Source organism: Mesorhizobium sp. M0244, from assembly GCF_040321795.1.
GTDB lineage: Bacteria > Pseudomonadota > Alphaproteobacteria > Rhizobiales > Rhizobiaceae > Mesorhizobium.
Genome location: NZ_JAMYSE010000142.1, coordinates 1 through 11327, shown reverse-complemented (window position 1 = coordinate 11327; position 11327 = coordinate 1). Strand labels below are relative to the sequence as shown.

General features: G+C 59.5%; 9 protein-coding genes and 2 pseudogenes. 2 read left to right on the top strand and 9 right to left on the bottom strand.

Annotated elements, in window-relative coordinates:
- Window positions 1-306: FAD-dependent oxidoreductase (locus tag NKJ08_RS36685; RefSeq protein ID WP_502906384.1), on the bottom strand; the 306-nt coding region annotated here is incomplete at its 3' end.
- A 264-nt stretch (window positions 307-570) separates the two neighbouring features.
- On the opposite strand from NKJ08_RS36685, the pseudogene NKJ08_RS36680 reads away from it, so the two are divergent.
- Window positions 571-1545: pseudogene (locus tag NKJ08_RS36680) on the top strand (aminotransferase class III-fold pyridoxal phosphate-dependent enzyme); the annotation flags it as partial.
- Between the two features lie 138 nt (window positions 1546-1683).
- A pseudogene (locus NKJ08_RS36675) lies at window positions 1684-1910 on the top strand (BrnA antitoxin family protein).
- 414 nt (window positions 1911-2324) lie between these two features.
- Here NKJ08_RS36675 and NKJ08_RS36670 read toward each other — a convergent pair.
- From NKJ08_RS36670 to NKJ08_RS36635, 8 genes are all read right to left on the bottom strand, one after another.
- Window positions 2325-3296, bottom strand: a complete 972-nt coding sequence (locus NKJ08_RS36670; RefSeq protein ID WP_352786115.1) for an NAD-dependent epimerase/dehydratase family protein — start codon at window positions 3294-3296, stop codon at window positions 2325-2327.
- A 176-nt stretch (window positions 3297-3472) separates the two neighbouring features.
- Window positions 3473-4459, bottom strand: a complete 987-nt coding sequence (locus NKJ08_RS36665; RefSeq protein ID WP_352786114.1) for a CobW family GTP-binding protein — start codon at window positions 4457-4459, stop codon at window positions 3473-3475.
- A 327-nt stretch (window positions 4460-4786) separates the two neighbouring features.
- Window positions 4787-6214: an amidohydrolase family protein gene (locus NKJ08_RS36660; RefSeq protein WP_352786112.1), complete on the bottom strand. Its 1428-nt coding sequence runs from the start codon at window positions 6212-6214 to the stop codon at window positions 4787-4789.
- Window positions 6215-6278: 64 nt separating this feature from the next.
- Window positions 6279-7283 carry an asparaginase gene (locus NKJ08_RS36655; protein ID WP_352786111.1) on the bottom strand — a complete coding sequence of 335 codons (1005 nt, stop codon included), beginning with the start codon at window positions 7281-7283 and terminating at the stop codon, window positions 6279-6281.
- Window positions 7284-7428: 145 nt separating this feature from the next.
- Window positions 7429-8097 (bottom strand): GntR family transcriptional regulator, encoded by a 669-nt coding sequence (locus tag NKJ08_RS36650; protein ID WP_352786109.1) that lies wholly within the window; start codon window positions 8095-8097, stop codon window positions 7429-7431.
- A 247-nt stretch (window positions 8098-8344) separates the two neighbouring features.
- A complete protein-coding gene (locus tag NKJ08_RS36645; RefSeq protein ID WP_352786107.1) occupies window positions 8345-9433 on the bottom strand; it encodes an ABC transporter ATP-binding protein in 1089 nt (362 codons plus the stop codon).
- A complete protein-coding gene (locus NKJ08_RS36640) occupies window positions 9430-10272 on the bottom strand; it encodes an ABC transporter permease (RefSeq protein ID WP_352786106.1) in 843 nt (280 codons plus the stop codon). Before NKJ08_RS36640 ends, NKJ08_RS36645 begins: the two co-directional genes overlap by 4 nt.
- Window positions 10269-11153, bottom strand: a complete 885-nt coding sequence (locus NKJ08_RS36635; protein ID WP_352786105.1) for an ABC transporter permease — start codon at window positions 11151-11153, stop codon at window positions 10269-10271. The genes NKJ08_RS36640 and NKJ08_RS36635 overlap by 4 nt, the downstream gene beginning before the upstream one ends.
- Window positions 11154-11327 lie beyond the last annotated feature (174 nt).

Genomic DNA, 11327 nt, shown 5'->3' with positions numbered 1-11327 from the left:
ATCCTCGAACAGGCGCGGCACGCGCACATAGAGCACGGAATGATCGAGCCGTGCCGCTTGCCGGCCGAAGGCGCAGGCCAGCCACGACTTGCCGGAGGCGCCCCAGCCTGGCTCATACCGTTCGAGAACCGTGGCATCGATCCCTCTTTCGGCAAGGTGAAGGGCCGTGGACAGGCCTGTATACCCGCCGCCGACCACGGCGACGGACACGGACCGGTCGCCCTCAAGCGGCGGCGTTTCGATCGCCGGCAGTGCGGTTTCCGCATACAGGCTTTGCGGCAGTGGTCGCCTGGCATTCAAGGTCATTGGATTGGATGCTGCCCGGGTCAAACCACGATCAATTCGATCGGCGTGTTCGAAAGGATGCGCGCGCCGTTCTTCTCATAGACGATGGTGTCGATCAGCCAGGTGTTGAACAGGCTTTCGAGATTGGTGACCATGTTCTCTTCGAAAACGCGATCGAGATATTTGTCGTCCTGATAGTGGAAATAGAAGTCGCCGACCCAATCCGGCGGCAGGCTGAGGCCGAGCTCGTAGCCGAGGACCCATCCGGCGCTCTACCACGCCCAGAAAGGAAACGCCTCGCGGCGAAAGATCATCTCGCGCCAGCGTGCGTTCCATGGCTCAACTGTCGTTGGCGCATCCCTGACAGGATTGCCGCGTCTGCATCGGGAGTTTGGCCTGCCCCTGCCAGGCTTCCTCCACGCTGGTTGCCCGGATTTCTATCGCGAGGGGAGACAGGGAGAGACCGAAGAGCAATTTGTCGCCAGGCTTGTCGAAGAACTGCGGGAGATCGTTGAAACGGAAGGGCCGGAGACGATTGCGGGATTCATCGCCGAGCCGATAAACGCCGGCGGCGGCGTCGTGGTTCCGCCGGCTGGGTATTTCCCCGCGATCCAGGCCGTGCTCGACCGATACAGAATTCTCTGCCTTGACGACGAGATCGTTTGTGGCTTCGGCCGCACAGGCAACATATTTGGGCTGGAGACTGTTGGGATGAAGCCCGACATGATGGCTTTGGCGAAAGGCATCACGTCATCGCATTTCCCTTTGTCAGCGGTGATTGTTTCCCGGCAGATCTACGAGAGCGTGCGCGAATTCAACCGCGACGGCAGCGTCTTTGGCCATGGCTTCACCAATTCGGGCCACCCGGTGGGGGTGGCGGTTGCGCTCGAGACATTGGCTATCTACAGGGAAATGGGCATTGTCGAGCATGTGAGGGAGCGGGGAAAACGTCTCAAGGGTCGGCTGCAAGCCATCGGCGAAAACTCCCCGATTGTCGGCCAGGTACGCGGCGAAGGTCTTATGCTCGCGGTGGAAATGGTCAAGAACAAAGAGACACGTCAACGGTTCGATCCAGAGCTGAAAGTCGGAGCGGCGTTCGATCGTAAGGCGCTTGCCAACGGTCTCATCATTCGTCCGATAGACGACATCATCGCGCTTTGTCCTCCTTTCATCATCAGCGACGACGATGTCAACGAAATAGCTGACCTCTTTGAGCGGACCTTGCTGGAGGTCGAAGATTACGTCGGCGCCGTGCGCTGATCGACTGCCCCAAATCCGACATGGATGGCTGCGCAACTGTCCGAACATCGTGTCATGGAGTGCGCGTGCCTATTGTTCCCGGCCAATGGAACCTCCTCGCATGATGGAGAGCTGTCGCCTCATCTGTCCTGAGTCTGGATGGCTGCAGCCGAGGTCGCTTTCAAGCCAATCAAGAAGCCGGCAGTACTGGTTCGGCAAGCCGCGGCTGCTCCAAATGTCAGAGGCTTGTTTCACTCAGGATTGATCGCGCTGTTTTGGATTATTTCCAGAAGGACGGGCCGGGCTGGCAGGATCGGATTAACGACGTGTTCCGGGCGGTACTCCAGTTGGTCACCCCGGAAGGCGATCGCTTAGACGGCGAGTGACGTGATTGGGATAGGTCGCCGCAAACCGGCGAGGCCCTTCACGTTGGACAACGCGGCAATTCAGTTTCTCGTGCATCGTTCTAGACCAAGAGCGGCCGCGTTCGAAACGCATGCGGCACAACTAACCGCCAAGTCGTAACCGATAGAGCGCTGCCCTCGCCCCACCCTGAGGTGTTGGAGGCCATGCGCTACTACCAAGAGACGCTGTTCCTCAACGCCTCCTCAACTGCAGGCGAGCTCCTAGGCGCAGCGCGGCCTGTCGATGACGCACGTATCGCGATGCTCGACCTGCTTGGCGGCCCGGCGGATGCCGATCAGATCGTCCTCACCTCAGGAGCGAGCGAGGCCAACAGCTGGGTCATGTTCGGCGCGCTCGCGCTGGCAGAGTTGCCGATGCGCCGCAGCTGCGCGCTATCAGTTCGTTTGGGGCTCGTCGAGCCAGGACATGAAGTCGGCGAAGGCAGCGTCGAGGTCGAAGCACGCGCTGGGACCGAATTCCTCTGTAAAGCGCGCCCCCGAGAGGAAACCGCCATCATTCGAACTGTAAAGCTCTACATTGCCTTCGCCGCCAATTTCATATCGGAAATTTGGAAAGCGCTGCGCCAGTCGGGCACACCACTCGCCGAGAGGCCAGACCCATTGCGGCCCTAGATTGTAGTCGCTGTAACGCAGCGACTCTGCTTGTGCGAGGGTGACAAGCGCAGCGGCGGCATCGCGGCCGTAGTGCCAGTTGCTCTTCCTGTCACGCCTGAGAATGGCAATCCCATCAGCGCGGGCAATGCGGGTGATCTGATGGAGCGGGCTCAGCGTATCGCGATAACCTGAATCGTGTTCCCACGGACCGAATGCGGTCGCCACTCGGCCGATGACGTAGGGCAGGCCGTTGAGCGAGCAAATGCGACGGACGATGCGTTCGGCCGCCGATTTGCTGATGCCATAGAGCGTTTCCGCTCGCTGTGGCTGACTTTCCTCGATGACCATTCCGTCAGGCAGGTTGTATGCCGAAAACACACCGACTGATCCCACCAGCACGAAGCGCCGTAACCGCTTGTTCGCTGCGGCGGTTGCGGCCGCCGCGGCGCCCACGAGATTGACGTCGACAATCAGCGACGCCCCCGTTTTCTCGCGCTCCGCATTGGAGGTGATCACCGCCGCGTGGATCAACCGTTCGACGCCATGGCGCTCAATAATTTCCTCGAGCCCGGTCTGGTCACGGACATCCCCAAGCACGAAGATCACTTCGCCGCTGGCTTTGGCCGCCATCTGCTTCTGCCGCGCCGATGGCGCGACATTGCTGAGGGCAACGACCCTTCCTCCTTCACCTGCGAGGTGCTCAACGATGTTGGTGCCAATGAACCCGGTGGCGCCGGTGACCAGATAAGTCATGCATAATCCTCAAGCGCTTCAACGGCTGTCGGCCTAAGAATGTGATGAGACGCTAACCCATTGTGGAAGTCGGCAGCCAACTTGCAATCTCCGCCAGACTTTGACCAGCGCATTCGTGGCTGCAGTAACTCATCGACTTTGCGCCCACGACAGAGGCGCTGGAACAGGGCGGTTCTTCAGAAACTCTCGCTTTCGATGGCCTGCAGAAGTCGCCTGGGCCAATTCACGGGGATAGCGCGCCCTATGAATACTATCCGTGTGCGGCGGTCATCGCTGGGCCATTGATCAAGCCAGTCGAGTGGCTCGAAGACATGTTGCACCCCATGGAGGACCGCTGGCCGGTCCGGCATTTCGGCAACTTGGACCAGACCTTTCACTCTGAGGAGCGCTGAACCGGCGTGCTCGACTAGCGCCTCGATCAGCAAGGCCAATGCCACTGCTGGCACGGGCTTTTCACGCACGAGCGAGAAGCTGACTATCCCATGTGTATGTTGGGGGTCGTGCAGGTCGAAGCCGGCCTGCGCATTCGCGGTAGCGATGAAAGACCCAAAGCCCGGAATTTCGGAAGCCCCGCTATTCCCAAAAAGGAGTTCGTAAGGCGCCTGTCCGGCAACCGCGGTCATCAGCGGCGCGATCGGGTTCAGTAACCCCAGTCGCTTGCGCAAAGGCGCGGCTTCCCCGGCCACATCCGTCTTGGTCAGAAGGATGCGGTCGGCAACCGCGACTTGTTTTCGCGCTTCGACGTGCTCGTCAAGTGTTGCCCAACCATGCTTCGCGTCGACGACGGTCACCACCGGCATGAGCCGGCTGTTTTCGGCCATGCCTGGGTCGGCCATAAATCCGCTAAGAACTGGCGCCGGATCCGCCAACCCCGAAGTCTCGATGAGCACCCGGTCGAACTGAAGCTCGCCGCTATTCCGTCGGCGGATCAAGTCCATCACCGTCTCGATGAGATCGCCGCGCACGGAACAGCAAAGACACCCGGTTGAAAGCCGCACCAGGTTTTCATCGCTGCTCTCGATCAGGTCGTGGTCGAGGCCGATCTCGCCGAACTCGTTTATGATCACCGCCGAACGAGCAAAGCGCGGGTCGCGCAGCAGACCACGGAGCAACGTCGTCTTGCCGCTGCCAAGGAACCCTGTGAGGATCGATACAGGAACCATTTCAATGGCCACCGCTTGCGGGCGGCCGCTCTGAGGCAAACCTCAGGCGGGCCTCAGGCTTTGCCGCGCTAAAAAGGGCGCGGATCGTGCGGAGCATTGGAACGACCGACGCACAAGCCCTGACGGGGCGAGCGGGAGCGGGTTCAACATCGGGCCATGCCATGAGCTGAACCGACCACCCCTGCCTCGCCGCGCCAAGGCGGCGGATTGCGACGGTGTGACCGACCTTTGTCACGATCTGGACGTCGTCGCCCTGCAGCCCTGTTTGCCCGATCACCCCCCACAGATCCAGGCTGTCAGACAGCAGCTCGCTGAGTTCCGCGTTTGTCACGAAGCCCGCCCGTTGAGAATTTCGGCCGGGATTCGGCGTGGCAGATATTGGCCGTGATCGAGCGTTCCCGTGAAGTGACCGTCGTCGACGACGACCTTGCCACGCAAGATAGTGAGGCTCGGCCATATATCGACCTGGTGGCCCTCCCAGGGTGAGTAGTCTGCCTCATGCAGTTCCGCCGCACGGATCGTGCGACCCTTGGCCGGGTCGAGGATGGTGATATCGGCATCGCTGCCAGCCGCGATGGCACCCTTGCGGGGATAAAGCCCCATGATGCGTGCGGCATTGGATGAGACGAGATCGACGAAATGGTTCAGCGAATAGCCGCGCCGCCCGACCATCTCGGTGTACATCAAGGAAATCCGCGGCTCGCAGCCGGCGTTCCCGCCCGTCGTATCATCGATCCGCATGCCCTGGGTTTTCTTGGTGAGCGTGCAGCAAATCTCGTCAGTGGCGACGGTGCTGATCGAGCCATCCTGGAAGCCATCCCAGAGCGCTGATTGGTCCGCCTTCGATTTCAACGAAGGATAGGTATGGTAGATCTGGCCATTGGGCCGACGGTAGTCCTCATTCGTATAGAGCAAATATTGGTGGAGCGTTTCTCCATAAATCGGGAGACCTTTCAGGCGCGCCTCGCGGATGGCGGTTACGCCCGAAGCGGCGCTCACGTGCATCATGTAGAGCGCCGTGCCAGGGACACTTTCGGCAAGACGGATGATGCGGCGGAAAGACAGATCCTCCGAAAGCGAATTGTGGACCTCAGCCAGGTTCTCAAACCCAACGCGTCCTTCGCGAATGAGCTTGCCGTACATGTGCATCACGATGTCGTTGTCTTCGGCGTGAATGACGCCAAGTCCTCCGTTCTTGGCCAGGATTTGAAACACCTCCCACACGTCGCCGAAATCAACCATTCGGCCTTTGCGGCTGGGGGTGATGTCGGTGGTGAATATCTTCACTGTCGGATAGCCGGCCTGGATCGCCTCTCCAAGCTGAGCGGGAAGGTCTACAGGCAGGTCGCCTTCGACCATGATATGGTAGGCGTAGTCGCAATAGCATGCGCCCTTCCATTCCAGATCACGCTGCTCGATCGTTCCCTGGATCGAATTGCCATGCGTCCAGCGGGCAAAATCGATGACGGTCGTTGTCCCGCCATGCAGCGCGGCCCGGCTTACTGAAGATGGAGGATCGGTGAGGCCGGTCGGCCCGTTTGGAACCGGCATCGGCCACTTGCAATGCACATGTGGGTCGATGCCGCCGGGAATGACGATTTTACCCGCCGCGTCGATCAGTTTTACGCCAGGGCCGAGCTCCAACGCACCAATCGAGGCCACCGCAACGATCTTTTCACCAGAGATCGCAACGTCAAAAGCACCAACTCCCTGCGGCGTTACCACCACATCTCCGCGCACCACCAAATCAATCATCGTTCGTCCCATACCAAGCGCCTAAAATTAATCTGGGCAACTCGCCCTGTTCGAACTGCCGGATTCAATACGTGGCGAATAGGTTTGCGATTTGCTCGGGGTTCATCGATCTCGCAAGAGCCAAGCTCAGTAGAATCCTTGCCTTTTGCGGGCTGAAGTCATTGCCCGCAATTAAGCCTGCATCACGCAGATAGCGGCGGGGCGCCACCCGGCCGCTCATGACACGCGTGCACTGAACGACTGTGATCCCCCGCGTGACGGCTCGCTCCAAGGCCAATTTTTCGGGAGGTGTGGGGAGACCGGGCGCCAGGCCCGCCGACACAATCCCGACTGCGCCTGCCGCAATCGCCGCTTCAATGAAAGTCGCGTCGACACCTGCATAGGAATAGACTATGTCAACACGCGGCACTTGGGTCACCTTGGGGCGGGTGAACTCGCTATTGGGAGCATGCGGCCGAACGAGCGCACGAAAAAACCGTACACGATCGGCATCGACCTGGCCCAGGACGCCGGTTTCGGGCGACTGAAATGTATGCAGCCGGTAACTCGAGGTTTTGGTGACGTCCCGAGCTGCGTGAATTTCGTCGTTGAGCGTAACAAGAACGCCTTTGCCGTGGGCGTCCGGGGATCCGGCGATCCGCAGCGCGCCCACTATGTTCATGCTTGCGTCCGAACTCACCGCATTGAACGGCCGCTGCGCGCCGACCAGCACGACGGGCTGGGCGACATCGAGCGTTAAGTCGAGGAAATACGCGGTTTCCTCGAGTGTAGCAGTTCCATGCAGGACGATGAGCCCACTGATACCCGGCTGTTCCGTCGCAACCTGCTGGATCAGGTCACGCAGTTCGATCCAGTTGGCCGGCGTCATAGCCGAGCTACCGATGCCGCGGAACGGGATAGCGACGGGGTCGGCGACAAGCCGCGCTTCGGGAAGACGGCTCAGCATCTCCTCGACGGAAAGCTTCCGACCCAGTTCGGGATAGTCCAACGTATCGAGGGTCGATGTCGCCTCACTCGAGACCGTTCCGCCGCAGCCGATCACGGCAATGGTTGGAAGAATAGCAGTCACAGGACGTCCCAGTCGTATTCGGTATTCAGGATACCGGCGTTTCGAAAAGCTTGCAACGCCCTTCTGCAAATTGGACGCAGCAATGCCGCCGCCCGCCGGCTTTTAAGGCTTTCAGGTCGCGAAGCCCCTGCTTCGCGCCATCCGACTAGGCTTCCACGGATTCGATATGGCGCAGCATCTCGTCCATGTCCGCTGCCGTGTTGGAGAGATGCCGCTCCATTGCCGCCCCCGCATGCTCCGGACCCCTGCCCATGGCAGCAAGGATGGCGTGATGCTCTCGCTGGGTCTTTTCCAGATGTTCGGCATAGCGCGGGACGGTCCGAGACAAGGCTGCCTTCATCAGGGTGCTGCGATGAAAAATGATCAGTCGCCAAAGGGACTCAAGCAACCTGATCAGATGCTCGTTCTTGGACAGCTCGCAGATCGTGACGTGAAATTCCGTGTTGCATTTCAGCGCCTGTTCGAACTTGCCCTGCTTTATGTAGTCCTCGGTTCGTGCAATCAGTTGCTTGAGCTTTCTTTCGTCGCCGGGAGTGAAATTGTCGACGGCGTCGCGCGCCGCCAACCCCTCCAGGACAATCCGGCAGCGATACAGATCCCTGAGGTCAGCTGCGCGGACCTCCGTGACTTCATAACCGCCGTGCTCCAGGGCTTTGAGGATACCGTCTTGCTCAAGCTTCCGCATCGCCTCGCGAGCCGGCGTGCGGCTGATCTTCATCTGCTCTGCCAACTCGATGTCTCGTAAGCGCTGGCCAGGCTTGATTTCGCCGGAAAGGATCTTCTCCCATAGTATGTCGTAGGCCTGATCATACAAATGGACTGAGCGTTGAATAGATCGCATGTGAACCCTGAGTTGCTAGAGAGCTGGCGCTTGGAGTTTGGTGACGAATGCCCTACCGCACCAGATCTCCTGAGAAGAGAAGGTATTGCGCATTCGGCAAATTGGGGCAATGGCGCTCTGACCGTCGCCAAACTCGGCAAGTGGCGACCAGAGCTTCGGATAGCTGCCCTGGCACACCTTATAGGTCCAAACGGTTTCGGTCTTGGTCTGGGCAATAGCGTCAGTCGCCAACCAGCAAAGTTCGATCCGCGCTCCAGCTCAGGGTTACGGTTTCGCCCTTCTCCGGCTTGAATCGACCGTCTACGTTAGGAACTTTCTGAGTGATCGTCAGGCCTCCCTGCAGCTGAATCCGGTAAATAAGATGACCCGACGAGAACATCGCATCGACTACTTGTCCTTCCAGGGAATTGTCGGCGGATGTCTTTGTTCTCTCGATCGTCATGTGCTCCGGACGCACGCAGACTGAAATGCTTTCTCCCTTGGGTACCGAGCCCGCGGTCCGCAATACGAATCCCTGCTCGGTGCGAGCGGTCACGGCTGAGCCCGAGCCCTCGATCGAGCTAACCGCAAAGATATTGGCCTCCCCGAGAAAGGACGCGACAAACTTGTTCCTTGGGTTCTCATACAGCTCGACCGGCGTCCCGACCTGCTCGACCATGCCGTTGTTCATGATCGCGATACGATCCGACATGTATGTCGCCTCGTTCTGGTCATGCGTGACGTAGAGCACTGTTGTTTCGATCTGCTGCTGAAACTGCATAATCTCGTTCTGCATCTCCTCTCGGAGATTCTTGTCGAGAGCGCTGAGCGGTTCATCCATGAGCAGCAGCCCCGGGTCGTACACCGCCGCGCGAGCCAGTGCCACGCGCTGCCTCTGGCCGCCCGAAAGCTGCGCCGGCTGACGGTCGCCCATGCCCGCCAGCCGCACCATGGACAGGACCCGTTCGACCTTTGCCTGGATTTCGGGTTTCGGCACCCTTCGCATACGTAGGGGAAAGGCTATGTTTTCCGCAGCCGTCATATGTGGAAACAGCGAATAGCTTTGAAACACCATCCCGATGTTTCGGCGATATGGCGGGATGCCGACGACATCGGATCCGTCGATGAGGATCTTGCCACCAGTTGGAGGGATGAAACCGACGGTTACTCCCAGCAGGGTCGATTTGCCCGATCCGCTGGGGCCGATGATCGAAAAGAACTCCCCGGATCGAATTTCGAGCGTGGTCGGACGAAGGGCCTGCATCGCGGAGTAGGTCTTCTCGATCCCCTGGTATTTTACGTCGGCGCCTTTGTTTGCTTCAAAACTCACGAAATTCGTCCTTGTTGCTGATCTCTATCGCCCCGCGCGGCCTTGCTTTGCAATATCGCCACCAGCAAGAGGAGAAGGCACGAAATCAGGACGACGATCGTCGAGGCGGCAGCCACGATTGGCGTGAGGTTGAACCGCATCTCGCTATAAAGTTGCTTTGGCAGCGTGATCGTCTGCGAACTCGTCAGAAACAGCGCCATGATGATCTCGTCGAAGGAAAACGAGAACGCCAGAATGGCGCCGGCAATCACGCCAAGCCGTATCATCGGGAAAGTCACCAGCCAGAAGGTCTGCCACCAATTCGCGCCGAGCGTCATGGCAGCGGTCTCGAGCGTGGCGTCATAGCTTCGCAGAGCCGAACTGACGGAAATGAACACCAGCGGCGAAGCCGCTACGGCATGGGCCAGGATGGTCGCGGTATACGAACCGACCAGACCAAGCCGCGCAAAGATCGAGTAGAGCCCGATAGCCAGCACGATCTGCGGCAGCATGAACGGCGCCACCGCGAGGGCCGACATGAGTTTGGCAAATCGCGGGCGGCCTCGAACAAGGCCGAGTGCGGCCAACGTTCCAATGACCGTGGCCAACGCCGCGGCGGGAATGCCAATCCTGATGCTGTTGGCGAAGGCGGCTGGATATTGCGAGTCCGAGATTGCCTCGTACCATCGCAGCGACCAGGCCGGTGGCGGGAAGGAAAGATAGGTACCGTCGCTGAACGACAATGGGATGATGACCAGGGTCGGCAGTATCAGGTAAAAAAGCGTAACAACGGTGAAGGTGATCAAGCCGCCCCACCAGAATCGCATGGCCGTGCCTGAGAACATGAATTTGGAGATCAATTGAGAGCACCCAGGCCGCCGAACCTCCGCGAGACCCGCTCGAACACGAGATAGAGGATGACCGTCAAGACCAGCAGGATCGACGCCAGGGCAGCTGCAGCTGGCCAGTTCAAGGTCCGATTGACATATTGCTCGATCAGCACGGAGATCATCATGTTTGGCGGTCCGCCGAGCAGCGCAGGGGTGACATAGAAGCCGAGCGCGCTGATGAAGACCAGCAGCACCGCAGCCATGACCCCAGGCATCGAGAGCGGCAGAAACACGTGCACGAAGGTGCGAAGAGGGTTGGCGCCAAGCACCTCGGCGGCCTTCAACAGCGTCTTGTCCATGTTCTGCATCGTGCTCAGAAGGGGGAGAATCGCGAATGGCAGCAAGACATGCACCATGCCGATGTGCACGCCGAAACTGTTATAGAGGAAAGTCACCGGCTCTTTGACCAGACCCGTCGAGACCAGGGTGTTGTTGATGATGCCGAACCTCTGAAACAGCACTATCCAGGCGAATGTCCTGACCACGACGCTTGTCCAGAACGGGATGAGGACCAGCGCGATGGCCAGATTGCGGACGGCGCCTTTCGTGCGGGAAAGCACAAAAGCAACCGGATAGCCGATCAACAGGCAGGCGATGGTGACAGTGCCGGCCACCTGGAAGGTATAGCGCAGAACCTTGAGACTGGCCCGCTGTGACAACACGGCGACGAAACTGTCGAAACCGGGCGGCTGCGAGACTGCCAGGTAGATCACTGTCAGCAGTGGAAGAATGAACAGTATCGACAGGAACAATACTGGCAAGGCGAGCATGACCGCATAGCCCCGAGCGGGATTCCACGCGGCAAAAGCCCTCGCCTCATTCGTCACTGCCTTGCCTTTCGACAACCCCATGGGCGCACTCCGGCCAATCCGCTCATCGACACTGATCACGGCGAGAAACGAAGTCGCCGCGGGTCAGGCCGCTTCGCCAGCCTAAAGAGCGTCGCGTTTGAACGGATTCCTGCGACGCGCTTTAAGTTCTTTTTGTGCATGTCGTTGTCGCAAAACCGCTGCGCGCCCTCGGGC